Annotated in this window: 26 protein-coding genes; 15 read left to right on the plus strand and 11 right to left on the minus strand. The window is 58.4% G+C overall.

Going from position 1 to position 25,660, the window contains the following annotated elements; genetic code table 11:
- The first annotated feature begins 27 nt into the window (after positions 1-27).
- Genes sfsA through radC form a run of 3 tightly spaced genes read left to right on the plus strand, consistent with a single transcriptional unit; the run spans position 28 to position 2,418 of the window.
- The gene (sfsA, locus tag KIN_RS07750; RefSeq protein WP_159805721.1) at positions 28-750 is read left to right on the plus strand and encodes a DNA/RNA nuclease SfsA; all 723 of its coding nucleotides are present in this window, start codon (positions 28-30) and stop codon (positions 748-750) included.
- Between the two features lie 57 nt (positions 751-807).
- Positions 808-1,620: a type I methionyl aminopeptidase gene (map, locus tag KIN_RS07755; RefSeq protein WP_159805723.1), complete on the plus strand. Its 813-nt coding sequence runs from the start codon at positions 808-810 to the stop codon at positions 1,618-1,620.
- 39 nt (positions 1,621-1,659) lie between these two features.
- The gene (gene radC, locus KIN_RS07760; protein WP_159805725.1) at positions 1,660-2,418 is read left to right on the plus strand and encodes a RadC family protein; all 759 of its coding nucleotides are present in this window, start codon (positions 1,660-1,662) and stop codon (positions 2,416-2,418) included.
- Positions 2,419-2,421: 3 nt separating this feature from the next.
- Here radC and KIN_RS07765 read toward each other — a convergent pair whose 3' ends face one another.
- Together KIN_RS07765 and secA are read right to left on the minus strand one after the other, a co-directional pair.
- Positions 2,422-3,891 carry a phosphate ABC transporter substrate-binding/OmpA family protein gene (locus KIN_RS07765; protein ID WP_159805727.1) on the minus strand — a complete coding sequence of 490 codons (1,470 nt, stop codon included), beginning with the start codon at positions 3,889-3,891 and terminating at the stop codon, positions 2,422-2,424.
- Between the two features lie 46 nt (positions 3,892-3,937).
- Positions 3,938-6,649, minus strand: a complete 2,712-nt coding sequence (gene secA / locus KIN_RS07770) for a preprotein translocase subunit SecA (RefSeq protein WP_159805729.1) — start codon at positions 6,647-6,649, stop codon at positions 3,938-3,940.
- Between the two features lie 179 nt (positions 6,650-6,828).
- On the opposite strand from secA, the gene KIN_RS07775 reads away from it, so the two are divergent.
- Genes KIN_RS07775 through mutT form a run of 3 tightly spaced genes read left to right on the plus strand, consistent with a single transcriptional unit; the run spans position 6,829 to position 9,338 of the window.
- Positions 6,829-7,668, plus strand: coding sequence for a peptidylprolyl isomerase (locus tag KIN_RS07775; RefSeq protein ID WP_159805731.1), 840 nt, complete (start codon positions 6,829-6,831; stop codon positions 7,666-7,668).
- A 21-nt stretch (positions 7,669-7,689) separates the two neighbouring features.
- Entirely contained in the window at positions 7,690-8,943 is a 1,254-nt protein-coding gene (argJ, locus tag KIN_RS07780) for a bifunctional glutamate N-acetyltransferase/amino-acid acetyltransferase ArgJ (protein WP_159805733.1), read from the plus strand.
- The gene (gene mutT, locus KIN_RS07785; protein ID WP_159805735.1) at positions 8,940-9,338 is read left to right on the plus strand and encodes an 8-oxo-dGTP diphosphatase MutT; all 399 of its coding nucleotides are present in this window, start codon (positions 8,940-8,942) and stop codon (positions 9,336-9,338) included. The genes argJ and mutT overlap by 4 nt, the downstream gene beginning before the upstream one ends.
- 244 nt (positions 9,339-9,582) lie before the next feature.
- Here the strand turns inward: mutT and hemH are convergent, their stop codons facing one another.
- Together hemH and KIN_RS07795 are read right to left on the minus strand one after the other, a co-directional pair.
- Positions 9,583-10,632 carry a ferrochelatase gene (hemH, locus tag KIN_RS07790; protein WP_159807893.1) on the minus strand — a complete coding sequence of 350 codons (1,050 nt, stop codon included), beginning with the start codon at positions 10,630-10,632 and terminating at the stop codon, positions 9,583-9,585.
- A gap of 2 nt (positions 10,633-10,634) precedes the next feature.
- Positions 10,635-11,492: an SAM-dependent methyltransferase gene (locus KIN_RS07795; protein WP_159805737.1), complete on the minus strand. Its 858-nt coding sequence runs from the start codon at positions 11,490-11,492 to the stop codon at positions 10,635-10,637.
- A 45-nt stretch (positions 11,493-11,537) separates the two neighbouring features.
- Between KIN_RS07795 and KIN_RS07800 the strand changes: the two genes are divergently transcribed.
- From KIN_RS07800 to KIN_RS07815, 4 genes are read left to right on the plus strand one after another with little or no spacing between them, the layout of a single operon-like run.
- On the plus strand, positions 11,538-12,257 hold the full coding sequence (locus tag KIN_RS07800; RefSeq protein WP_243144863.1) for a double zinc ribbon domain-containing protein: 720 nt from the start codon (positions 11,538-11,540) through the stop codon (positions 12,255-12,257).
- Between the two features lie 36 nt (positions 12,258-12,293).
- Complete coding sequence (gene grxC / locus KIN_RS07805) at positions 12,294-12,551, plus strand: glutaredoxin 3 (RefSeq protein ID WP_159805739.1); 258 nt, start codon at positions 12,294-12,296, stop codon at positions 12,549-12,551.
- A gap of 3 nt (positions 12,552-12,554) precedes the next feature.
- Positions 12,555-13,388, plus strand: coding sequence for a carbon-nitrogen hydrolase family protein (locus KIN_RS07810; RefSeq protein WP_159805741.1), 834 nt, complete (start codon positions 12,555-12,557; stop codon positions 13,386-13,388).
- The gene (locus KIN_RS07815; RefSeq protein ID WP_159805743.1) at positions 13,385-13,840 is read left to right on the plus strand and encodes a MarR family winged helix-turn-helix transcriptional regulator; all 456 of its coding nucleotides are present in this window, start codon (positions 13,385-13,387) and stop codon (positions 13,838-13,840) included. Before KIN_RS07810 ends, KIN_RS07815 begins: the two co-directional genes overlap by 4 nt.
- Here the strand turns inward: KIN_RS07815 and ubiG are convergent.
- On the minus strand, positions 13,837-14,574 hold the full coding sequence (gene ubiG / locus KIN_RS07820) for a bifunctional 2-polyprenyl-6-hydroxyphenol methylase/3-demethylubiquinol 3-O-methyltransferase UbiG (protein ID WP_159805745.1): 738 nt from the start codon (positions 14,572-14,574) through the stop codon (positions 13,837-13,839). The genes KIN_RS07815 and ubiG overlap by 4 nt on opposite strands.
- A gap of 70 nt (positions 14,575-14,644) precedes the next feature.
- Here ubiG and pip point away from each other — a divergent pair, with 70 nt between their 5' ends.
- The 5 genes from pip to KIN_RS07845 all read left to right on the plus strand — a co-directional run bounded on the left by pip (position 14,645) and on the right by KIN_RS07845 (position 21,237).
- Complete coding sequence (gene pip / locus KIN_RS07825; RefSeq protein ID WP_159805747.1) at positions 14,645-15,634, plus strand: prolyl aminopeptidase; 990 nt, start codon at positions 14,645-14,647, stop codon at positions 15,632-15,634.
- A gap of 91 nt (positions 15,635-15,725) precedes the next feature.
- Positions 15,726-16,724, plus strand: coding sequence for an ABC transporter permease (locus KIN_RS07830; RefSeq protein ID WP_159805749.1), 999 nt, complete (start codon positions 15,726-15,728; stop codon positions 16,722-16,724).
- A gap of 152 nt (positions 16,725-16,876) precedes the next feature.
- Positions 16,877-17,992 carry an ABC transporter permease gene (locus KIN_RS07835; protein ID WP_159807897.1) on the plus strand — a complete coding sequence of 372 codons (1,116 nt, stop codon included), beginning with the start codon at positions 16,877-16,879 and terminating at the stop codon, positions 17,990-17,992.
- Complete coding sequence (locus KIN_RS07840; protein WP_159805751.1) at positions 17,989-19,632, plus strand: ABC transporter ATP-binding protein; 1,644 nt, start codon at positions 17,989-17,991, stop codon at positions 19,630-19,632. Before KIN_RS07835 ends, KIN_RS07840 begins: the two co-directional genes overlap by 4 nt.
- Positions 19,633-19,692: 60 nt before the next feature.
- Positions 19,693-21,237 (plus strand): ABC transporter substrate-binding protein, encoded by a 1,545-nt coding sequence (locus KIN_RS07845; RefSeq protein ID WP_159805753.1) that lies wholly within the window; start codon positions 19,693-19,695, stop codon positions 21,235-21,237.
- Positions 21,238-21,330: 93 nt separating this feature from the next.
- Here KIN_RS07845 and KIN_RS07850 read toward each other — a convergent pair whose 3' ends face one another.
- The 6 genes from KIN_RS07850 to KIN_RS07875 form a co-directional block, all read right to left on the minus strand.
- Complete coding sequence (locus KIN_RS07850) at positions 21,331-21,795, minus strand: NUDIX hydrolase (protein ID WP_159805754.1); 465 nt, start codon at positions 21,793-21,795, stop codon at positions 21,331-21,333.
- A 114-nt stretch (positions 21,796-21,909) separates the two neighbouring features.
- Positions 21,910-22,809 (minus strand): sterol desaturase family protein, encoded by a 900-nt coding sequence (locus KIN_RS07855; RefSeq protein WP_159805756.1) that lies wholly within the window; start codon positions 22,807-22,809, stop codon positions 21,910-21,912.
- A 126-nt stretch (positions 22,810-22,935) separates the two neighbouring features.
- The gene (locus KIN_RS07860; RefSeq protein WP_159805758.1) at positions 22,936-23,913 is read right to left on the minus strand and encodes a DUF808 domain-containing protein; all 978 of its coding nucleotides are present in this window, start codon (positions 23,911-23,913) and stop codon (positions 22,936-22,938) included.
- A gap of 110 nt (positions 23,914-24,023) precedes the next feature.
- A complete protein-coding gene (locus tag KIN_RS07865) occupies positions 24,024-24,410 on the minus strand; it encodes a VOC family protein (RefSeq protein WP_159805760.1) in 387 nt (128 codons plus the stop codon).
- A 246-nt stretch (positions 24,411-24,656) separates the two neighbouring features.
- On the minus strand, positions 24,657-25,100 hold the full coding sequence (locus tag KIN_RS07870) for a MarR family winged helix-turn-helix transcriptional regulator (protein ID WP_159805761.1): 444 nt from the start codon (positions 25,098-25,100) through the stop codon (positions 24,657-24,659).
- Positions 25,097-25,540 carry a DoxX family protein gene (locus tag KIN_RS07875; RefSeq protein ID WP_159805763.1) on the minus strand — a complete coding sequence of 148 codons (444 nt, stop codon included), beginning with the start codon at positions 25,538-25,540 and terminating at the stop codon, positions 25,097-25,099. Before KIN_RS07875 ends, KIN_RS07870 begins: the two co-directional genes overlap by 4 nt.
- Positions 25,541-25,660: the final 120 nt, after the last annotated feature.

Raw genomic sequence — 25,660 nt, forward strand, 5'->3', positions numbered from 1 at the left:
CATCTGTCTTGGGTATAGGCCGCCGCTATGCGCTTTCAAACCCCGCTTCTCCCCGCCACGCTGCTGCGGCGGTACAACCGATTTCTGGCCGATATCCGGCTGGAGGACGGGCAAGAAGTAACGGCCCATTGCCCCAATCCGGGTGCGATGATGGGCTTGAAAGACGAAGGTCTGCGCATCTGGGTCGAGCCCAATGACGACCCGCGCAAAAAGTTGAACTACGGCTGGCGTGTGGTCGAACTGCCCGATGGCCATTATGCCGGTATAGATACCAGCGTGCCGAATCGCGTTGTGGGCGAAGCGCTGGCCGCGGGTCAGATCACAGAGCTTGTGGCCTATGAAAATGCGCGGCCCGAGGTGAAATACGGCCAGAACAGCCGCATCGACTATCTTCTGACGGGCGAAGGCAAGCCAGACGCCTATGTCGAGGTCAAGAACGTGCATCTCAGACGCGACGGGGATTGGGCCGAATTTCCCGACAGCGTCACCACCCGTGGGGCAAAACATCTGCGAGAACTCAGCGATATGGTCGCCCAAGGCCACAGGTCGTACATGCTGTATCTGGTTCAGCGCACAGACTGCGCCCGGTTCCGGTTGGCACCTGATCTGGACCCGGCCTACGCAGTGGCCTTCGATGCCGCACGGGCCGCAGGGGTTGAAATGCTGTGCTACGATACCGAAGTATCGCCCGAAGGCGTGACTCTCCGCCGCGCTCTGCCTGTAGAGGCTGGCCCTCAGTCACTTTCCTGATACTTTTGGAATACAATTGGATACGATAAAGTCCGTCCTGACGTGAGAGGTTTGGTGTTGGACGAAGCGACAAAAAGCAGACTGACCAAAGAAGGCATCCGCATCTATGATGTAGCGGACTTCGAAGGCATGCGTGTTGCAGGACAGCTTGCGGCGCGGATACTCGATGAAATTGCCGATATGATCCAGCCGGGGGTCACGACAGCCGCGATTAATCAGGTGATCACCGACAAGGTGGACGAGGCTGGCGCGAAGTCCGCGACGATCGGCTACAAGGGCTACCAGCACGCGTCGTGCATCAGCGTCAATCACGTGGTCTGTCACGGCATCCCAGGGCCGAAAGTTCTGAAGGACGGCGATATTCTCAATGTCGATGTGACGGTAATCGTCGACGGATGGTTTGGCGACACAAGCCGCATGTATGTGGCCGGAAAACTGGGCCGCAAGGCAGAACGATTGATCCAGGTAACCCATGATGCGCTGATGAAAGGCATCGAGGTCGTGAAACCCGGAAACACCTTTGGAGACATCGGTTACGCGATACAGAAATATGTGGAGGCCAACCGCATGTCCGTCGTTCGCGATTTCTGCGGGCACGGTCTGGGTCGGGTGTTTCACGCCCCGCCAAACGTCCTGCACTATGGCCGACCCGGAACCGGCGCAGTTCTGGAAGAGGGCATGATTTTCACGATTGAACCGATGGTCAATCTTGGCAGGCCCGAGACCAAGGTTCTGGCCGATGACTGGACAGCCGTGACCCGCGACAAGTCGCTGTCAGCACAATTTGAGCATTCTGTCGGGGTAACTTCGGACGGGGTTGAGATCTTTACACCATCACCGGCGGGCAGATTTCATCCGACCTACGACTGACTTAACTGCAATTTAAGTAGAATCGTTTGGATTGAGGGTATGGAAAATGCCCTTAACGAGTTCACGGAAAAGCCGGTGTCTGACTTCGCCCTGCGCGATGATCTACCCCGTTGGATGTCCGATCTGATTGCCCAGAACAAAGCCACCCCGGATCGTTTCGGGGAACGGTTTGAACGCATCGCCACGGACACCATGTCAGATTTCGATCTGCTGTGCCTGATCTTGACGCGCGCAATGCCTGATCACGATGTGAAACCCTTGGCCGATGCGCTGCTCCGGACATTTGCCGATTTCAACAGTGTGATCACCGCGCCCATCACCCGTTTAACGGAAATTCCGGGTCTGGGGACTGCCGCCACGCGCGAGCTGAAGATCGTAGAAGCCGCTGCCCACCGGATGGCGCAAGCCCGCGTGATCCGCAAAGACGTCCTATCCTCGTGGGACGCGCTTCTCAGCTACTGCCAGACCCGCATGGCTCATTTAGAGACTGAGCAGTTTCGCGTGCTCTATCTCGACCGTAAGAACATCCTGATCGCTGACGAGGCCCAGCAGATGGGAACCGTTGATCATGTGCCTGTCTACCCCCGCGAGGTCATCAAACGCGGCCTTGAACTGAACGCCTCCGCGCTGATCCTTGTGCACAACCACCCCTCCGGCGATCCGAACCCGTCGGACGCGGATATAGAGATGACCCAATCGATCCAAACCGGCGCAGAATTCCTCGGGCTCCAACTGCATGATCATCTGGTGATCGGCAAATCAACGCATTATTCGTTTAGATCCCACGGGTTGATATAGACTCTAATCCACCCAAATCTCGACCCGTCGGTTAAGCGCACGGCCCCACGGCGTGTCATCGCAGGCCACGGGAAGGATCTCTCCGAATCCGGCAGCGCTGAGCTTGACCGAAGACGCATCCAGCCGCCGTGTTACCGAGTCCAACACAGACGCTGCGCGGTCTTCCGACAGGTCTCGGTTGTCTTCCGCTGGTCCGACACCGTCGCTGAACCCGATCAGCTTGATTTGCCTGCCGTCAAACCGGCCACGCTCGAGAAGCTGTGCGAAACGAGACAGATTTTCCTCGGATTGTGCATCTAGCCGCGCGGTCCCGTCGCGAAAACGGAACGTCATGGAAATCCGATCAAACCCGCGCACATCCTCAACGAACCTCTGCAGTTCGCGCCAAGTCTGACGATCCCGCGCGTTCGAGATGCCGCGGGCCAGCCGCAGACCTTGCCCCGCCAGATCAAACCGCTGTAAAGCCAGATCGACAAAGCCGGATCGCCGGACGATCCGGTTTGCACGATCCCCCTGCAGATAGCTCAAAAATGCCCGCGCGTGTTGCGGCAATTTCCGCGCTGGAGTGTAGAGCATGATTGGCATGGTCAGGGGATAGTCTTCCGTCCGCAAAGATGCCTGGGTGGCACGATGGGTGATGCCGCAGGTTCCGGTGATTGGCAGCACCGCCCCCAAATCGACCGACGAAAAGGGTGCAACACCGATCCCGGATGTCTCCGATCCAAGGTCGGATTGGCCCAGCGCCGCCACCTGATCCAAGGCCGATACGCCATCGCGCCAAACGGCAAGCCATTCCGCGTAGCCTCTGGCATACGCGCCAGATGGACTGCCCCGAAGGTAGGCAAAGCTCAGCTTTTCCGCAGAAACAGAGTCTATTTTCCCTACAGGATCCGTTGGTACCAATCCATCCAAGGCGATCACGCGGATATGGCGTGGATCGGTCAGGTCGCCCATTTCAGCCTCCGCGGCCAATTCCTGCTCTGTCTGCGTCGGCTCTCGCAATGCCATGACGATATCCGCTTCCGCAGCGATGAGATCAGCGAACCCCTCACGGGTCGTCGTTTGCCTGAGATCAAAGTGAGACACAGCCGCATCGTCACGGCTGAGAACGAACCGCTCCGTGCGGGGATCAAGACGTATCAGATCTACGGATAGTCCACGCGACGCCGCAAAGGCCCGGATCAAGGCAGGCATCAGCACATCACCGACCCGCGACGCACCCGATATCACGGTCAAGGGGATCGCATCCGGAGCGGGACATCCTATTCCGGTGCACTCTACGCCCTCGCGGTTGACGGTCAGCGGCCCGTAGACCGTATCAATGCGAATAACCTCACGATCAAAACTCAGGATCGTGCCGTCCAGCCGAAATGCGCCGTCCTTGGAGGTTAAAAGAACGTCTTCAGCCCACACCCAACCCGCCGAAGCGATGGTCAATACTAAAGCCAGAAGATGCGCCCGGGTGCCCGACATGGGAACCATTGTTCCGAAAACGCGCGTCAGTTCAACCGCTCGTGGATCAGACTTTGCCGTGGCAGTGCTTGAACTTCTTACCGGACCCGCAGGGACATTCCGAATTGCGACCGGGATTGCCCCATGTGGTGGGATCGTTTTCGTCGAACCCTTCGGCCACGGCGGCGGCACTTGGTGCCTCGGCATGTTCGGCCTGCGCCACGTCCGGATCGATGACCCGCTGCGTCGCACGCTGTTGTTCAATCAGTTGCGCCATTAGCTGTTTCTGTTCTTCTTCACTGATCGGGCGAATTTGCGCCAGCTTCTGTGACACGTCTTCACGTAGACCGTCGAGCATGCCTTCGAACAGCTGGAAGCTTTCGGTTTTGTACTCGTTCAGCGGATCGCGCTGGGCGTATCCCCTGAAGCCAACGACCGACCGCAAATGCTCCAGCGTCAGAAGATGGTCGCGCCATTTGCCGTCGATCGTCTGCAGAAGAATCTGTTTTTCCACAGTACGCATGTTGTCGGGCCCGAATGCCACCGCCTTCTGCGCCATGAACTCGTCGGAGGCTTTGGTCAGACGCTCAATGATTTCTTCGTCATCAACACCTTCTTCGTCGGCCCATTCGATAACAGGCACGTCTATGCCCAGCTTTTCCATAACGGCCACGTAAAGCCCTTGGGTGTCCCACTGATCGGCGTAGGTTTTGGGCGGCATGTATTGATCAACCAGATCATCGATCACCTGATGGCGCATGTCCTGAGTGATCTCGTTGACCTCATCGGCCTCCATGATCTCCATCCGTTGGCCAAAGATCGCCTTTCGCTGATCGTTCATCACGTCGTCAAACTTCAGCAGCTGCTTCCGGATATCGAAGTTGCGACCCTCGACCTTCGCCTGAGCTTTTTCGAGCGATTTGTTGACCCACGGGTGGGCAATCGCCTCACCCTCTTTCATCCCAAGCGTGCTCAGCATCTTGTCGAGCTTGTCCGAGCCAAAGATCCGCATCAAATCATCTTCGAGCGACAGGAAGAAGGACGAATGGCCCGGGTCACCTTGGCGGCCCGACCGGCCGCGCAACTGGTTGTCGATCCGGCGGCTTTCGTGGCGCTCGGTGGCCAGCACGTATAGCCCACCCGCAGCTTTCACCTTTTCCTTCTCGTCCGCGACCTCGGCTTCGATCCGCGTGCGGACCTCTTCAGGGTCAGCATCCGGCGTTTCGGTTAGTTGCTGCTGCACACGCATCTCAACATTGCCGCCCAGTTGAATATCGGTCCCGCGACCCGCCATGTTGGTGGCAATCGTCACCGCGCCCAATTTACCGGCGTCCGCAATGATCTGCGCTTCCTGTTCGTGCTGTCGGGCGTTCAAGACATTGTGCGGAATGTCGGCCGCTTTCAGCATCTCCGACAGCATTTCTGACTTTTCGATGGAGGTGGTCCCGACCAAGACAGGCTGACCCTTTTTGTGGCACTCCCCTGCGGTCTCGACGATCGCCTCGAACTTCTCGCGCGCCGTACGGTAAATCGCATCGTCATCATCGATCCGTGCAATCGGTTTGTTGGTCGGCACCTCGACCACGCCAAGCCCGTAGATCTCGGAGAATTCCTCAGCTTCCGTCAGGGCCGTACCCGTCATGCCGGCCAGCTTGGAATAGAGACGGAAATAGTTCTGGAACGTCACAGAGGCCAGCGTGACGTTTTCGGGCTGAATATCACAGCCTTCCTTCGCCTCGATCGCCTGATGCAAGCCGTCGGACAGACGACGCCCGGCCATCATACGGCCCGTAAATTCATCGACCAGCACAACCTCGTTGTTGCGCACCATATAGTCCTTATCTTTCAGGAAGACCTTATGGGCCTTCAGGGCCTGCGTGATGTGGTGCACCAGCGTCGTGCTTTCAGGATCGTACAACGTCTGATCCTCGGGCATCAGACCCAGTTGATGCAGCCGTTCTTCGACAAAATCGTTGCCGTCATCGGTAAAGGTCACACCGCGGGTCTTTTCGTCCAGCGTATAATGATCCTCTGAAATCTCGGGGATCAACTTGTCGATCTGCACGTACAGCTCGGACCGGTCCTGCGACGGGCCCGAAATGATTAGAGGTGTCCGCGCCTCGTCAATCAGGATCGAGTCAACCTCATCGACAATCGCAAAGAAATGTCCACGCTGCCCCATTTCCTTTAGCGACGCGCGCATGTTGTCGCGCAGATAGTCAAACCCAAGCTCGTTGTTGGTCGCATAGGTGATATCCGCACCGTAGGCATCCTTCTTCTCGGAATCCGGCTGCTGCGGATAGACAACGCCCGTTGTCAGACCCAGCGCGGAGTAGACCTTGCCCATCCATTCCGCATCCCGCTTGGCGAGGTAGTCATTGACCGTGACGATATGCACGCCCTTGCCCGCCAACGCATTCAGATACGCCGGGAAGGTCGCCACAAGGGTCTTGCCCTCACCGGTCTTCATCTCTGCGATGTTGCCCTGATGCAGGAAGATGCCGCCCATCAACTGGGTGTCGAACGCGCGCAGACCCAGCGCCCGTTTGGCCGCCTCGCGCACGTTTGCAAACGCTTCGGGCAGCAGATCGTCCAGGTCCTCACCGTTCTGCGCGCGCATCGCCAGCGCTTCGGTACGGTCTTTGATTTCTGTGTCAGAGAGCTTTTCAAACTCTGGTTCCAACTCATTGATCTGAGCGACCAATGGGAGCACCGATTTTACCTTGCGGTCGTTCGGTGTACCGAAAACCTTACGTTTGATGGTTCCAAGACCCAGCATGTTTTCTCCGACCGATCGTACTCTGACAGCAATGTGTGAAGGTTCGCCTTGCTCCCCCTGTCACCGCGTCATATTTCGGTGACCAAGACGAGTGGCGTCCCAGACCTTGGCGATGTAAGGGGCGGCTCGAATAGTGTCAACGCTGCGCGCCTGTGCAGCCCCTTAGGAGACAGGTTATTATGGGCAAATTTTCAACACTTCTGCGTGCAACTGGTCTGGCCGTCACGGTGGCGATGCCAGTCAAGGCGCAAGAATCCGATACCGTCATGGCAACCGTCAACGGCACAGACATTACACTGGGCCACATGATCGCGCTTAAAAAGCGCCTGCCGGACCAGTACCAACAGCTTGAGGACAGTGTGCTGTTCGAAGGTATTCTGGAGCAATTGATCCAGCAGACCGCGCTGGCACAAGAAATCGAGAAAGACACGACCAGATCCATTGAACTGGCCCGCGAAAATGAAATGCGCGCCTTTATGGCCGGTGAAATGCTGGCAAAGGTCGGCACCGCCGATATCTCCGAGGAAGAGATCCAAGCGGCCTATGACAAACAGTTCGAAAATTTCGAGCCGGAGCCCGAGTTCAACGCCTCTCACATTCTGGTTGAGACAGAAGAAGAGGCTGCGGCCCTGAAGGAAGAGATCGAGGGCGGCGCTGATTTCGCGGAAGTCGCAAAAGAAAAATCGAGCGGACCCAGCGGACCTGAAGGCGGCAGCCTGGGGTGGTTCGGTAAAGGCCAGATGGTCCCTGAATTCGAGGCGGCCGTCATCGCTTTGGAGGAAGGTCAGATCTCGGACCCGGTTCAGACCCAGTTCGGTTGGCATCTGGTCAAGCTAAACGAAAGCAGACCGACAAATGCGCCGGAACTGGAAGCCGTCCGAGACGAGATTGAGCGCACGTTGCGGTCCGAAGCGGTTGAACAGGCGATCACGGATATCACTGAAAGCGCCGAGGTGACCCGCGCCGAGGTTGAGATTGATCCGGCCACGATCCAGAACGAAGATCTGATCGAAAACTAACTCTGCGCGGAAGGTCACCCCTTGGCAAAGATAGAACACGTGTCGCCGCTGGCTCCGGCTGGCGGCTTTCCTGATATGCCCGCGATTGAGGGTATCCGGTTCTCTGCTGTTGCGGCAGGGTTGAAGTACCAAGGTCGCACGGACGTCATGCTGGCCGATATCTGTGCCGGGGCGACGGTGGCAGGCGTGTTCACGAAATCTGCCACCCGCGCCGCGCCAGTTCTGGATTGTCAGGACAAGCTGGGACGGGTTGACGATCCGAAGGCGGGCTTTGCGTTTCTCGTCAACGCCGGGAATGCCAACGCCTTCACCGGCAAACACGGGACCGAAGCAGTCAACCGGATCACCAGCGCCGTGGGCGACCTGTTGGGCATCCCCCAAACCCATGTTTATTCCGCCTCAACCGGGGTCATCGGGGAACCACTGCCAACTGATTTGTTCACAGCATCCCTTGATGCGTTGAAAAGCGGTCTATCAGAAGATCGCATTGCAGACGCGGCAGAGGCGATCCGGACCACGGACACTTTCGCCAAGGGCTCTTCCGCCCAGATCACCGTCGGCGGCGCGACCGTATCAATCGCGGGCATCGCCAAGGGTTCGGGCATGATAGAGCCTGATATGGCCACGATGCTGGTCTATATCTTCACTGATGCAAAAATCAGCCAGCAAGTTCTTCAGGCCAGTCTGTCGCGCTTGAACGAGACGACATTCAACTGCATCACAGTCGACAGCGACACCTCTACCTCGGATACCCTGTTAATGGCCGCGACCGGCAAGGCGGAGATGGCCAAGATAACGGACTTAGATAGCGAGGCCGCCGCGCAGTTTTGCGAGGGCCTGCGCACCGTCATGACCGATCTTGCACACCAGGTCGTCCGCGACGGGGAGGGCGCATCGAAATTCGTAACCGTCCAGGTAACCGGTGCCGCCTCAGATCAGGACGCCCACAAGGTCGCCAAATCCGTCGCAAACTCGCCGCTGGTGAAAACCGCTATTGCGGGGGAAGACCCGAATTGGGGGCGGGTCGTCATGGCCGTCGGAAAATCTGGGGCCGAGGCCGACCGCGACCGTCTGTCCATCCGGTTCGGTGACCTTCTGGTCGCCGAGCAGGGCTGGGTATCCCCCGAATACAGCGAGGCCGCCGCGGCCGACTACATGAAAAACACGAACATCACGATCCGCGTCGACTTGGGCCTCAGTGGCGGTTCTGCAACAATCTGGACCTGCGACCTCACCCATGGCTACATCTCGATCAACGCGGATTACCGGTCGTGAAAACCGTCCTTGTCGCAGCTGTGGCCCTTGTTGATCCGGACGGGCGCATTCTTCTGGCCCAGCGGCCCGAGGGAAAATCCATGGCAGGACTGTGGGAATTTCCCGGCGGAAAGATTGAACCGGGCGAGACACCCGAACACGCCCTGATTCGCGAATTACAGGAAGAATTGGGCATCGACACGTGGGAAAGCTGCCTGTCCCCTCTGACTTTCGCCAGTCACAGCTACGATGAGTTTCATCTGCTGATGCCGCTTTTTGTGTGTCGAAAGTGGGAGGGCACCCCCCAACCCCGCGAAGGGCAGGTCCTGAAATGGGCATATGCCCGCGATTTACGCGATTACCCCATGCCGCCCGCGGATGTGCCGCTGATCCCGATTCTGAGGGATCTGCTTTAATTCGGGCATCTCGCTCAAATAGCAGGCAAGAGCGAAAAACCGCTAGCTGTTGTGTGAAACATTTGTAAACTGCTCCGTATCTAGTTGGGAGGCAGATGCAATGTTACGGACTGTGATGTTGGGAAGTTGTGTTCTGATTCAAGGTATTTTTGTTAAATCACTCGAAAATGGGCGCATCCGCGTTCGCGTCGATCAGAAGTTTTTCGACGGAGTTCCAGTAAGCTGAAGGGCGGCTTGACAGCATTTAGTCAAGCCAACCTTTCAGATTATCATCAATAATAAGCGATAATGCGCTTATGTGCGCGTCGTCATCGTTCAGGCAGGGGATGTAGGTGAACTGCTCCCCTCCCGCTTCCTCGAAGCTCTCTTTGATCTCTTCGTTGATCTCTTCTAGCGTTTCGATGCAATCGGCGGAAAACGCGGGCGCGCAGACAGCGATCTTCTTTTTACCCTCTTCGGCCAGACGCGCGACCTCTTCGACCGTGTAGGGCTTCAGCCATTCTTCAGGCCCAAACCGCGACTGGAACGTCGTGGTGATCTCGGTGTCCGCCCAACCCAGACGCTCCTTCAAAAGCCGCGTCGTCTTCTGACACTGACAATGGTAGGGATCCCCTTCCATCAGGTAGCGCTTCGGCACGCCATGGTAGGAACACACCAGAATGTCCGGACGATCCTCGATCTTGGCATAAGCCGTCTCGATCGACTGAGCCAAAGCATCAATATAACCGGCGTTTTCGAAATACGCAGGAACGGTTCGCACCGATGGCTGCCACTTTTCTTCCATCAACGCCCGGAACAACTGGTCATTGGCCGTTGCGGACGTGGCCCCGGCATAATGCGGATAGAGCGGGAAAAACACGATCCGGTCACAGCCCCGTTCGACCATCTGGCGCACCTTGGACTTGGTCGACGGATTGCCGTAGCGCATGCAAAAATCGACCTCGATCCGCTCGCCGTATTTTTCCTTCATCCGCGCAGTGATCTTCGCCGTCTGATCCTTGGTGATTGTCAGCAAAGGGCTTTCGCCCTGATCCTCGTTCCAGATGCTCTTATACGCCGCACCGCTGGAAAACGGACGCTTGGTCAGGATGATCAACTGGAGAAGCGGCTGCCAGATCCACGGGCTGTAATCAACGACCCGTTTGTCGGACAGAAACTCCCCCAGATAGCGCCGCATGGGCCAATAGGTGTAGTCATCCGGCGTACCAAGATTGGCGAGAAGCACACCAACCTTGCCGAATTTGACTTTCGGGTGATCGGCGGGCGCGTGGGCGGGCTGGGTCATCGACATCATGTTCATCTTCTCTGGTCCTCAGTCCCTCTAACCGGTTTTGCGTCCGCGCCCAACTCGGTCGTGTTCAATACATCCGCCAGTCGGGTCAAGGCCGATCCGGGGCGAAGTGGTTTCTGCTGGCTGGCATCGGGCGCCCATCCGGTCAGAAAGATCATCTCAAATGTCGCGCGCACTGTGCCATCGGGCAATGTGAATATGTCCTCATAGATACGCGCGGCCTCTGCAAACAGATCGCGTTTGGAAAAGTTTTTCTGCCGGGCGTCCAGCGGATTGGCCTCGCCCATCGCCCTGAGATCCCGCATCAGATGCAGGACAGAGCGGTAGGACACCGTACGCGGCGTGCTGTCGGCAACCGGCAGAGCAAAGCCCGCCCGCTGCAACAAAGCGCCAAGATCGCGGATCTCGGCCATGGGTGCCACACGGGGCGACAGCCCGTCCGTCACCGCAATCTCGGCGGCACCCAGCGCCTGGCGCAACTCCACAAGGGTTTGCCCGCCCAGCATCGCCACAAGACACAGCCCATCGGCCATCAAGGCGCGGCGACATTGCACAAGCTGGCCCACCGGATCATTGGCACTGTGCAGGCACATGGCATGGATCACCAGATCATGGGCCGCAGCGTCGAGATTCAAAACGTCCGCGTCGGGGACAACGGTGGCGGTCGGGAACGCATCCGCCCAGAAACCGGGAAAACCCGTCACAATCGCGATCTTCGTAAACGCCCTGTTAACGTCGATCAGTCTTTCCTGAACTTCGAAAAGCGCATCCTCGTGCAGAAACAACGCGGGCCCCTGTTTTACGGCTCTGGCACGCCCCCGTTGGACGGCCTGACGATCAAAGAGAGCCTGCTGTTCTGCCATGTTCTGCCCGGGATGCTTCAAGACCACGCAATTTAGGAGTGTTTCGTGAGATTTCAAACTGCGCTCCGGCTGATCTACCCGGCCCATTGCATCACATGCAACGCCTTGGTGGAGGAGGATTTCGCCCTGTGCGGCCCCTGCTGGCGCGACACGTCCTTCATCAGCGGGGCCACCTGCTGCACGTGTGGCGCGTCCCTGCCTGGAAGCGAAGCCGCGCCCGATCTGACCTGCGACGATTGCATGCAGATCGCGCGATCCTGGTCCCGCGGATGGTCGGCGCTCAACTACACAGGCAACGGGCGCAAGCTGGTCCTGTCACTCAAACATGGCGACCGCACGGAACTGGCCCGGCCCGCCGCCGCATGGATGGCCGCCCGTCTGCCACAGCTGGCCGATGACACGCTGATCGTTCCGGTGCCGCTGCACTGGCTGCGCTATCTCAGGCGGCGCTACAATCAGTCGACCCTTCTGGCCCAGCGCCTTGCAGATTTGACGGGGTTCGACTGCCTACCAAACGCGCTCAACCGGAAAACGGCGACCGAGACGCTGGACGGGAAAACCAAGGATGATCGTTTTCAGATCCTAAGTGGCGTGATCACGACCAATCCGAAGCTGCCCGATCCGCTTGCTGGCAAATCCATCCTGCTTGTCGATGACGTGATGACATCTGGTGCGACACTGGCCGCCTGCGCCGAGGCGTGTAAAGAGGCCGGCGCACGCAACGTTGATATCGTGACACTGGCGCGGGTGGGCAAGGACGCCTAGATAAAGCATCAACCCGTCACAAGTTTGGAAGTCCAGATGGCTCAGATCGAAATCTACACATCCCCCCTATGCGGCTTTTGCCATGCGGCCAAACGGCTGCTGATCCAGAAAGACGTATCGTTCACGGAAACCGACGTCTCTCGCCAGCCCGATAAGAAGGCCGAGATGATCCAGCGCGCCAATGGCGGGCGCACCGTGCCGCAGATCTTTATCAACGGCGAACACGTGGGCGGCTGTGATGACCTCTATGAGCTAGACCGCGCGGGCAAGCTGGACCCGATGCTGGCAGCATAGTCCTTGAAAGTCGCTCTGCTTCAGATCTGTTCCTCCGACGACCCGGCTGAAAACCTAGGCATGGTCACGGGGCAAATCGACCAGGCCGCAAAGGCGGGCGCGACCTTCATTCTGACGCCTGAAGTCACCAACTGCGTCTCGACCAGCCGCACCCATCAGATGCAGGTGCTGCGCCCTCAGGCGGACGATCCAACGCTCAAGGCGTTGCAGGCCGAAGCGGCCCGCCACGGCATCTGGCTTCTGATCGGGTCCCTCGCGTTGAAAACAGATGACCCGGACGGGCGCTTTGCAAACCGTAGCTTTCTGATTGATCCGTCCGGCAGGATCACAGCCCACTACGACAAGATCCATATGTTCGACGTGAACATCTCGGAAACCGAGGCTTATCACGAATCGAAAGGCTACCGACCCGGCACCTCCGCCACGCTCGCCCGTACGGACATCGGCACCATCGGTCTAACCATCTGTTACGACCTCAGGTTTCCCCATCTCTACCGTGATCTGGCTCAAGCCGGGGCCCAGATCATAACTGTCCCCTCCGCTTTTTCCCCCGTAACCGGCGCCGCCCATTGGGAACCGCTCCTACGCGCTCGTGCCATCGAAACCGGTTGCTTCATTCTGGCCCCTGCGCAAACCGGAACGCACAGCGCAACGCGCGGCAAGCCCCGGAAAACCTATGGCCACAGCATGGTCATCGCCCCATGGGGCGACGTGCTCTCACAGGCTGAAAACGGCCCCGAAATCCTCTACGCGACGCTTGATTTGAGCCAAGTTGAGGCCGCGCGACAGAAAGTCCCCTCACTTACGCATGATCGCGGTTATACTGCGCCATTATGACAGACACCAAAGCCGCAGGCTCCGACACATTGGCCGTCTCGCTCTTCAGCGAGATCTTCATGGCCGACCAACTGGCACGGAACCGACTGAGCAAGGTTTTACCCAAAGGGATGGAGCTGTCGCATTTCTCGGTTCTGAACCATCTGGCCAGCTTGCAGGACCCGAAAACCCCTGCACAGCTGGCGCAGACCTTCAGTCTGACGAAGGGCGCTATGACCAACACGCTCAGCCGTCTGGAATGGGCGGGCCACATCCATGTGACGCCCGATTGGAACGACGCACGGCGCAAGCAGGTGACGATCAGCCCGGCCGGGCGATCTGCACGGGACGCCGCCGTCGCTGCGATTGCACCGGTAATTTCCGAGATCGTGACCACTATCGGACAGGACAAAGTCCGCGCCAGCCTACCTGTTCTCCGCGAATTGCGCCTGCGTCTGGCGCAAGAGGACTAAGCAGGCTTCAAACTGGTCGTCACGTAGTTCACCGTCAGATCCCGGTCGGACAAAGACCAACTCCACGCAACAGGGTTGAAGACAAACCCCTTGCGATCAACAGGCTCTAACCCCGCCTTGGACAGCAGATCGAACAGCTCATCGGGCGTGATGAACTTGGACCATTCGTGTGTCCCTTTGGGCAACCAGCGCATCACGTATTCCGCGCCCAGAATGGCCACGACGAAGCTTTTGGGATTTCGATTGATGGTGGAGCACGTCATCAACCCACCGGGCTTCAGCAGATCGGCGCACGCCGTCAGATAGGCCAGCGGATCGGCCACGTGCTCGACCACTTCCATATTCAGAACCGCATCGAACTGCTCACCCGCCGCGGCAAGCGCCTCCGCTGTTGTGTGGCGATAGTCAATCTGGAGCCCCGATTGATCCGCATGCACCTGCGCCACAGGAATGTTGCGCTCCGCGGCGTCCGCGCCCACCACGTCCGCCCCCAGCCGCGCCATCGGTTCCGACAGCAAACCACCGCCGCACCCGATATCGAGGATGCGCAAGCCATCAAAAGGTTTGGGCGCATCCAGATCCCGGTCGAACTCCGCCGCGATCTGACGGGTGATGTAATCCAGCCGGCATGGGTTGAGCATATGCAAAGGCTTGAACTTACCGTTGGGATCCCACCATTCTGCGGCCATCGCCTCAAACTTTGCTATCTCGGCGGTATCGACTGTGGTGGTCATCGGGCTTAACCTTTCGGTAGATTTCGTTTTCGGCATGGTGCGCGCGCGTCCTCGAGTTATATAGGACTGCATGGACAGATCGGCAGTACAAAACCGCGCAGCGGCGCATCTCTACCCCTCCATCGACCCGTTCGATCAGCGGATGCTCGATGTAGGCGACGGTCACCGCATCTATGTTGAACAATGCGGCAATCCCGATGGCATCCCCGTGGTCGTGCTGCATGGCGGTCCGGGCGGCGGATGCAGCCCTGCCATGCGCCGGTATTTCGACCCGGCCGAATACCGCGTCGTTTTGTTTGATCAGCGGGGATGTGGACGGTCCAAACCCCACGCCAGCGTCAGCGACAACACCACGTGGCACCTGATCCGAGACATCGAACATATCCGCGAAACCTTCGGCATTGATCGCTGGGCGGTCTTCGGCGGCAGTTGGGGCGCGACGCTTGCGCTGCTCTATGCGCAAAGCCATCCGGACAGGGCGGCCTATCTGATGCTGCGTGGCGTGTTCCTGATGACCCAGACCGAGCTGGACTGGTTTTATGGCGGTGGCGCCGGGCGGTTTTTCCCGGAACGCTGGAAGGCCTTCACCGATCTGATCCCCGAGGACGAGCGCGACGACATGATTGCGGCCTACCACCGCAGGCTTTTTTCCGGCGATCTGCCACTCGAGACCCGCTATGCCCGCGCATGGGCCGGGTGGGAGAATGCGCTGGCGGCACTTCATTCCGACGGTCCCGCAGGCGACAGCCCGGCAGATTACGCGCGCGCCTTCGCCCGGCTCGAGAACCACTACTTCACGAACAAGGGCTTTCTGGAACGCGACGGCCAGATCATAGCCAACCGCGACGCCATCGCCCATATCCCGGCCAGCATCGTGCAGGGCCGCTACGACATTATCTGCCCACCGGTTTCGGCCTATAATCTGGTTCAAGGGTGGTCCAAGGCGCGGCTGCATATGATCAAGGCCGCAGGTCACGCCCTGTCAGAGCCGGGGATCACGGCAGAACTGATCCGCATCACCAACATGCTGCGCCAAAACCCCGCGGATTACGGGCTATAGCATCCAAAACCGACATCGGCGTGTCGGAAACACTTTACTTGCCATACCAACCCCGTACGATCTCCACCAACGACGGGGACCAACTTCACACGTGCTATTGCTCTTAAGGATCATTTTGCAACGCCTTCTCCTTGGCCTTGTCACCCTTGTCGTCGTCTCGATCATCATCTTCACTGCCGTAAACCTTCTGCCCGGTGATTTCGCGCAAGCAATTCTGGGGCAGGGCGCCACGGAAGAGGCGATCGCCGGGATTCGTGAACAGCTGGGCCTCAACCAAAGCCCCGTCACACGCTATTTTCAATGGCTGTCCGGTGTGCTGCAGGGCGATCTGGGTGTCCCGCTCAGCCAAGCCATGATGCAAAGCTTTTCCGGTGCTTCAACCGGCGGCAATGTGATTACCGTGGCGGAACAAATCGGTCCGCGCCTCAGCAACACACTCTTTCTGGCCGGGGTCAGCGCCGCGATCGCTGTGCCGCTTTCGATCACGCTGGGTGTTCTGACCGCACTCTATCGCAACACGGCCTTCGACAAGGCCATGAACATCTCGACCCTGTCCGCGATTTCCAGCCCCGAGTTCTTTCTGGCCTATATCCTGATCCTGTTTCTTGCTGTGCTGAACCCGATCTTCCCGTCGCTCAGCAATATCTTTCCGGGGATGGAGTTCAGCGAACGCCTGAACAAGACCATGCTGCCAGCGCTGACGCTGACCCTCGCCGTAACCGCTCAGATGATGCGCATGACGCGCGCCGCGCTGATCAACCTTCTGGCCGCGCCTTACATCGAAATGGCCCGCCTGAAAGGTCTCAGCCCCATGCGGGTGATCGTGAAACACGCGCTTCCCAACGCCATGGCCCCCATCATCACCGTCGTCGCCCTGAACCTCGCCTATCTTGTGACAGGCGTTGTGGTTGTCGAGGTGGTGTTCGTCTATCCCGGCATCGGACAACTGTTCGTGGACAGCGTGAAGACCCGTGACATTCCCGTTGTCCAAGCCTGCTGCCTGATCTTTGCGGCGGTCTATATTCTTTTGAACCTCACCGCTGATATTCTGTCTATCCTGTCCAACCCCCGGTTGAGGCATCCGAAATGAGCACGGTGTTCGGGGCGATAAACGCAGCACTTGATGCGGTGGTCACGGCGATTTTTTCGGGTCTTGGCCTTCTGGTGCCCGCCGTCTATGCAGCGCAGCCGTTCTGGATCCGCGCCTTGATCGCTTTGGCCGCCATCGGCGTCGCCGGGTGGATGTTCCGGAAGATTGGACAGGTTTTGAGCAAGAATAGACCCTATTTTCGCGACATGACCTTCGGTGTCGCCTATGGGTTCGCCTTCGCCGTGTGGGCCTTGGGCGCAACGGCACACCTCTTCTTCATTGTGGAAAACCCGTTCTTCCGCTGGGCCATACAATTGCTGATCGTCTTCGCTATCGCGGCCTTTCTATTCCGGCTTCTGGGCCGGGGCGTAGGCACCACCGGCAGCCGCAAGCTGTTCCGCGGGATGCCCCTGACTGCAGCCTTCGGCATCCTGATCATCCTGATCTATGCCTTTGTTGCAATCTTCGCCGCAGCCATCGCGCCCTACGGACAAGAACAGGTGCTGGCCAATGCAAACATTGTCCCCGGCGGCAATCCCGCAACGGGGGGCGACCCAGCCTATCCTCTTGGAACCGATCAGATCGGGCGGGATATCCTCAGCCGATTGATCTTCGGCGCGCAAAACACCGTGGGCATCGCGTTTGTGACGACCTGTCTGGCGTTCTTCCTCGGCGGCTCGCTCGGGTTTCTGGCCGCGACCTTGGGCGGATGGCTTGACCAATTGCTCAGCCGCATTGTCGATGCGCTCATGGCCATTCCCGCGCTGATCTTCGCGCTGTTGCTGATGACCATCGCGACGGCCTACGCCCAAGGCGAACGGACGCAAGTCACACTCTATATGATCCTGATCATCGCCGTGATCGACTCCACCCGTGTGTTCCGCCTGTCTCGCGCGGTTGGGCAAAGCATCGTCGTCATGGACTACATCGAGGCCGCCCGCCTGCGCGGCGAAGGTCTGGGATACCTCGTGTTTCGCGAGATGTTGCCCAACGCCTACGCGCCACTGTTGGCCGAGTTCGGCCTGCGCTTCTGCTTTGTCTTCCTGACCATCGCGTCGCTCAGCTTTCTGGGCGTGGGCATTCAACCCCCTTTCGCCGACTGGGGCACCATGGTGCGGGACCTGTCGCAATTCATCAACTTTGCCGCCTTCGCCCCAAACGTCGCCGTCACACCACTTTTGGCGGCGGGCGCAATCGCTCTTCTGACCGTGGCCGTCAATTTTGTGGTCGACTGGATGCTGCACAGATCATCGGGCCTGAAGGAATGAGCCAGCTGCTCAGGATACGCGATCTCAAGATCGAAGGCCGATCCGACGAGACATGGGTGCCCATCATCAACGGCGTCGATCTGGATCTCGACCGGGGGCAGGTGCTGGGCCTCATCGGGGAATCCGGCGCAGGCAAGTCAACGATTGGACTGGCCGCAATGGGCTTTGTGCGCGACGGCATCCGCATCTCGAACGGTACCGTGGAATTTGACGGCACCGATCTGGTCAAAGCGTCCGCCAGTCAAAAGCGCGCGCTTCTGGGAAAGCGAATTGCCTATGTCGCCCAGTCTGCCGCTGCCAGCTTTAACCCGGCCCACAAGCTGATCGATCAACATATCGAAGCACCCACCCAGCACAACGTCCAAAACCGTAAGGACAGCATAGAGGACGGGATCGACCTGTACCGCCGTCTGCGTCTACCCGATCCGGACCAAATCGGCTTTCGCTACCCCCATCAGGTCTCGGGCGGGCAGCTTCAGCGCGCCATGACGGCGATGGCTATGTCCTGCCGCCCCGATCTCATTATCTTCGACGAGCCGACAACTGCCCTTGATGTGACCACCCAGATCGAGGTTCTCGCCGCCATCCGCAAGATCGTGGACGATTTCGGCACGGCGGCAATCTACATCACCCATGACCTGGCCGTCGTCGCCCAGATGGCCGACAAGATTAAAGTGCTGCTCAAGGGCAACGAGGTGGAAGAGGCCGAGACCCACCAAATGCTGTCCCACCCGAAGGAAGAGTATACGAAATCCCTCTGGGCCGTGCGCGGGTTTGAACGCCCCGCAAAGCCAGCCGTTCAGACAAGCGCCACGCCAGTCATTCGCGTCGATCACGTCACCGCGGCCTATGGCGACGTCAAAGTCTTGCACGATGTCAGCTTCGATATGCACGAAGGGCGTACCGTCGCAGTGGTGGGCGAGTCCGGCTCCGGCAAATCTACGGCGGCCCGCTGCATCACGGGGCTATTGCCACCACTGTCCGGTCAAATCCTTCTGGACGGTGCGCGTTTGGCCCCCAGCTACAAGACCCGCGACAAGATGCAATTGCGCCAGGTTCAGATGATCTACCAGATGGCCGACACCGCTCTGAACCCGCGCAAGACCATCGGCGAAATCATCGGACGCCCGGTGCAATTCTACATGGGGCTGTCCGGCACGGAATTACGCCGCCGGATCGAGGATCTTCTGGCCGAGATCGAACTGGAGCCCTCACAATTCATCGACCGCCTGCCATCTGAACTGTCCGGTGGTCAGAAGCAGCGCATCGGCATCGCCCGCGCCTTGGCCGCAGAGCCAAAATTCATCATCTGTGACGAGGTCACATCGGCCCTCGACCAGCTGGTGGCCGAGGGTATTTTGAAACTTCTGGCGAAGCTGCAGGATGAGTTGAAACTGACCTACATGTTCATCACCCACGATCTGGCGACGGTGAAGGCCATCGCCGACGAGGTGGTCGTGATGAAGGACGGCGAGGTGGTCGAACACGGTCCCAAAGCCGATATGTTCACGCCACCACACCACCCCTACACGGATTTACTGCTCAGTTCGGTGCCGGAAATGGACCCGGACTGGCTGACCAACCTCTTGGCCGAACGGGGAGTTGATAACATCGGGGATGCCGCAGTTGATAAGATGTAAAGCGAATCGCCCCGCCTACCGCGTAACACGAATTCAGAAATAATCAGGGAGACTATCCAAATGTCGCAATTTTCCAGACGTAATCTGCTGAAAACCGGTGTCGCCGCCGGTGTTCTGGCAGCCACCGGCCTGCCCGTTCGGGCACAAGCAAAACGGGGCGGTCGGCTCAGATTGGGTCTGGCAGGGGCCAACACGTCTGACAGTTGGGATGGACGCACCCACTCCGATACGTTCATGATCGCTGGCGCCCATGGCTGCGTTTTCGACTGCCTAACCGAGGTCGCCGCCGATGGCACCCTGAAAGGCGAATTGGCCGAAAGCTGGGAAGCCACCGCAGACGCCAAGACCTGGACCTTCAAGCTGCGTCAGGGCGTGACCTTCCACAACGGCAAGGCCTTCGGCGCTGATGACGTCATGGAATCGCTCAACATGCACACCGAAGAGGGCGCGAAATCCGCAGCCCAGCCCATTGTGTCCGCGATCACCGAGATGAAGAAGTTGGGCGAGCACGAGGTTCAGTTTACACTGGCCGCAGGTAATGCGGACTTCCCGTTCCTGCTGTCGGACTACCATATTCTGATGTATCCCGCTGGTCAGATAGAAGAGGCCATCGCCAAGGGCATCGGCACGGGTCTCTACAGCGTCGAGTCCTTTGACCCGGGCGTCCGATTCGTCGGAAAGCGCGTCGACAGCCACTACAAGGATGGCAGCGCCGGTTGGTTTGACGAGGTCGAATTCATCGCGATCAACGATGCATCCGCCCGGATGAATGCCCTGATGACCAACCAGGTCGATGTCGTGAATCGCGTTGATTTCAAGACGGAAGCGCTGATGAAGGCCAACCCGATGGTCAACATCTTCGAGGTCACCGGCAACCAACACTACACCTTCCCGATGCAGGTAGCGGTAGAGCCCTTCAACGACATGAATGTCCGCCGCGCCCTGAAACACGCGATCAACCGCGACGAGCTGGTTCAGAAGATCCTGCAAGGTCACGGCCGCGTCGCCAATGACCATCCGATCGGCCCGGCCAACCAGTACTTTGCTGGCGATCTGGAGCAGAACAGCTACGATCTCGACAAGGTAAAATTCTATTTGAAAGAAGCCGGTCTCACGAGCCTTGATGTGAACCTCTCGGCCGCCAACGCAGCCTTTGCGGGCGCCATCGATGCGGCACAGCTCTATCAGGCCTCCGCCGCCGGAGCCGGCATCAACATCAATGTGGTGCAGGAACCCGACGACGGCTACTGGTCCAATGTCTGGCTGAAAAAGCCATGGTGCGCCTGCTACTGGTCGGGTCGCGCGACCGAAGACTGGATGTTCTCAACCGCCTATGAAACCGGCGTACCATGGAACGACACCGGTTGGGAGCAGGCCCGCTTCCAGGAGTTGCTGCTGTCCGCCCGCGCGGAACTCGACAGCGCGAAACGGCGCGAGATGTACACCGAAATGCAGATGATCATGTCGACCGAGGGCGGCACGGTGATCCCGATGTACGCCAACTATGTCGACGCGCATTCGACGAAGCTGACCAACACAGGCGAGATCGGAAATGTCTTCCAGTTGGACAGCTCCCGCCTCGCCGAACGCTGGTGGTTCGCGTAAACGCCACCGCCATAAAACGAAAAGCCCCGCGTTATGCGGGGGTTTTTTTTGATCAAGTCTGTCTGCGGTGAAAACGCACAGAGGTCGCCAACCTCAATCGAAGTCGATCAGGAGATGTTTGCTCGGTGTTCGTGCAACGAATTCTTCTTCAATCCATCGAAGTAAACGTCTCTGTCCGCCAAATGCGACAAGGTCAGCAGCTTCTTTGAAGCTCACCCACCGAAACGCGCTGTGCTCATGATTGAGTGTGACTTCGGCGGCGTTTTCGATGAACGCGACGAAGACGGGTGCAACGGTCACCGCATCGCGTTCCGCTTCGTAGAATTGCTCACAAATATCAGCCGAATAAAACACATCCGGCTTCAGTCCGGTCTCTTCATACAGTTCACGCAACGCTGTTTGCCAGGCGGTCTCACCTTCTTCAATAGATCCAACGACCTGACACCATTCGCCGATTAAAGTCTGCGTTCGCTTGAGAAGCAGAACTTCGTGCTGGGTCTCAGTTTTTCGAACAGCGACCAGCGATGCAAGGAAAGACCTGATCGGAATTTCAGCCACGGACATATCCAAAATGATTTTTCGGCTCTGTCTACGGGCTCAGGATTGATAGGGAAAGTGCCGCTTCTGGCGGTAATCAATCTGTCAGTTACCGGTTGCGGAACACCGCTGAGCCTATTCCGCTGGTGAAACCGAGGGCTGTTCAGCCTTGGAGGCTTGAACAACCTCCTTCGGGTTCGCCGGTCGACCTCTCAAGGCACCAACAAGCTTCGACCCATCCTCACGGATCAGTCGCGCCCATTCCTGGAACGGGTAGATGTAGATCAGGAAGGGGTTTTTGTCGGGAACACCGGTCTTCAACGCGCCCATGGGCACATCCTTGCAGGGACCGGGATGGTAGTAAGTCCCGAAAATTACATCGTAGATCGGCAGAACGTTCGCCAGGTTCTTACCGTAAGCCTCCGGTACATCCGCATGGTGCCAGCGGTGAAATACGGGCGAGGCCAGCACGTATCTGAACGGCCCATGGTCGAAATCCAGATCCATATGAGTGTAAAAGCCCATAAACGTATAGAATATGATGACGACCGGCAGCGTCCCCGGCATCTGCAGCCACGTCAGAAGAATGATGTAGGACAGCGCCATGACGATTATTTCAAGGAAGTGGATCCGGTAAACGCTGAAAGCATTCACATGGGTGTCGGAATGGTGTGCCGCGTGGGTCGGCCAACCCCAGCGCGTGTGCATGATCCTATGGCTCCAGTAGTCCGCAAAGTCCTTCGCCGCGATCCCGATCAGGCAAGTCAGCAAAAATGGAACCCCCTCCCACGTATCGCTTGGAAGTGTCGGGATGCCCAGCGCAGCATAGATCTCTTGCATGAATGCGTTGATGTCGCGGACAAAATACAACGCGGCAAGCATGTTTCCGAAAGCGACGGTCAGCGTGGCCGCCGTGTTCTGGGCGGAATGCTTGCCCAGCTCGTCCCGCTTCTTGAAGAACAGATAGAGGGCCCAGGTCGCGATCAGCGCCATGAGAAATTCGACCTGCCAGGTGAGCCCTTGAATCCAGTTCATGTCACGCCGACCGATCAAAAAAACTAGGGCGGTCGGCCCATGCCTGTCGCCAATGTTCACACTTTGTTAACTAAATCCGGCGGTTCTGCGTCTGCTTTCTGTCAGGAATGTGCCGACATGGCGGCATCAATGGCTGCCAGCTGTGCCCTTGTCTTTGCGAAACATGCCCCAGACCGGCAGGATCACCTTTCCAACAAACGGGATCAAAGCCAACCCAAGCAAGAGCCCGAAGATACCGTCAAGCGTGGCTGTCACGGCCCATTTAAAGAACCCTTCCGCTTGACCGATCCCGTGGGCCACTGCGTAAGCCGCGTCGTGGATCGTGTCATAGAGCCAGGTCGCGCCCAAAACCTCCATCCCGTGGATCACGATAGATCCGCCAACCCACAGCATTGCCGCCGTTCCGACGGTCATGAGCACCTTCAGGAAACCGGGCATGGCCTTGACGATACCGCGCCCGAACGCGCGGGTTGCTTCCAGCCGGCCTTTTGCGGACAAAAACAGCCCGAAGTCGTCCGCCTTCACGATCAGCGCGACAGAGCCATAGACCATCACAGTGATCCCGATGGCGACGGCAGCAAGGGTGGCCGCTTCCATCCAGATGTTGCTTTCTGGAATTTCCGAAAGGGCAATGGTCATGATCTCGGCGGACAGGATGAAATCGGTCTTGATCGCGCCCGCGACCTTCTGCTCCTCCAGATGGGCCGGGTCCCTCTCCAGCCCTTCCGGCTCGTCCGCATCGTGATGGTGCGGCGCGAAAAGGTGATAGACCTTCTCGGCCCCCTCGAAACACAAATACGCCCCGCCCAGCATCAAAAGCGGCGTGATCACCCACGGCGCAAAATTCGCCAGCAGCAGTCCGATGGGCAACAGAAAGAGCAGTTTGTTCTTGAGCGAGCCACGCGCGATCCGCCAGACAATCGGAAGCTCACGGGCGGGTTTGAAGCCCGTGACGTATTTTGGCGTGACCGCTGCATCATCAATAACGGCCCCGGCGGCCTTGGCCCCGGCCTTCGCGGCCTGACCGACCACATCATCAACCGACGCAGCTGCGATTTTCGCGATGCCTGCGACATCGTCCAGAAGGGCCAGTAATCCGCTCATGGGTGCTCCGATACAAAAAGCCGCGCGTCACATGTGAACACATGGTCCCTATCATGGTTCCTCTGCGACGGTTAAGCCCGAGTTTGCGAGGCAAGGCAAATCCCGGCGGATCACGGGGGTGCCGTGTGGCACACCGCTTCGATATTGTGCCCGTCCGGATCAAGCACGAAGGCCGCGTAGTACCCGGGATGATAATGTGGACGAAGCCCTGGCGCGCCATTGTCCGTCCCGCCCGCACGAAGGGCTGCTGCATGAAATGCATCCACCGCCGCGTTGGTTTTTGCCTGCAGCGCAATGTGCATCAGTCCAGTGGTGGCGTTCTCTTCCGCCAGCCAGAACCAGGGACGATCATCGCCGTAACCGGTCACCTTCACGCCGTCAGACTGCTCTTCGGGGACATCAAATAGGCGCCGCACACCCAGAGGCGCAAAGGCCTGATCGTAGAAGGCCGTGGACCGGGCAAAATCTGTAACGCCAAAGCTGATGTGATCAATCATTCTGGACCCCTCCCTCCGGAAGACTGCTTTCTGGGATAACGCAATGCAAGCAGCGGCGCCTTATCCCCGTCGACTTTCAATGTTTTACTGAGCCAAACGTCGATCTTTGATCGAGCGTCGAACCTATTCAAAGTATCACACCACTTTGACGAGGTTCAGGGATACGCTGGGCTGCAACTTCACGGGACGAGACCGCCATTCATTCGTCGCCTCTGTGTGCTTGCTCTCCCCGATGGGCGTCGCCTGTCAAAAAGGTTCGGCTGAATGCCGTGATGTATTCAGCGATCGAACTCCCGCGCAATTGACGACATCTTGTTTGCGGATCGCTTGGACAAGTTGTTTACCCTTCGCCGTAAGGGACAGCGCGACAGCACGGCCAAAGTCAGCATGTTTGCCGCATTTGACCAAGTCGCGCCGAACCAGGCGATCAAGCAATGACTGGACGGTCGTGGGGGTGAGACCGAAAAACGCCGCGATATCGCGGCTCATCAAGCCGGGATGATCAAGACGGTGGCCGAGCCTGGCCAGTTCAGTTCCCGAGAAGGCGATGCGGCCATCGCCTTGCGTATCTTGGGAGCGTATCGTCAACGCATGGAGCAGAATACGGATCGCCGCCGCAAGGCACTCAGCATCCGACCGTTGGTCGACCGTGTTATCACGCGCTTCGCCTGCGTCTGTCCCATGTGTCACGCTCCATTCCTTCGCGCAAGGTACAGGCCGGCCACCATCGCCAACGCACCCGCGACCGCAACATTTTTGAAGAACAGTGACAGTTCAAGCCGCGCCTGCGCGCCCTCCATCGTCCAGAAATCGTGGAACAGTACGTTCACTGCAGCGGTGTGTGCGATGAGCGCGAGTGCTGCGATGGCGACGAACCGCCCCCCTGCGAGCCAACCACCTGCGGCGACAAGGAGCCCCAGACCCAGTTCGACCGCGATGGTGGGCCAAATGAGAATTTCTGCCATAGGCAGGCCAACGTCCCGCATCTGGGCCAGGGCCGGATTTGGATCAAGCAGCTTGTCCACACCGCCGAGGACAAAGAGCGACACAAGCACGATGCGCCCGATTTGAAACATCAGATTGACTTGAGACGGGGCGTTCTGTGGCGCGAAACCTGAGACGAGTGGCATAAAGGCTCCTTTATTAATACGATGCTCGGTCTAATTAGAACGAAGATCGTATAAAGAAACCTCGAATGGAAACCTTTCCGCACTGTTCTGATCACCGGGATTACGTCCTGCTTGCGGCTT

The organism is Litoreibacter roseus (assembly GCF_009811795.1).
GTDB classification, from domain to species: domain Bacteria; phylum Pseudomonadota; class Alphaproteobacteria; order Rhodobacterales; family Rhodobacteraceae; genus Litoreibacter; species Litoreibacter roseus.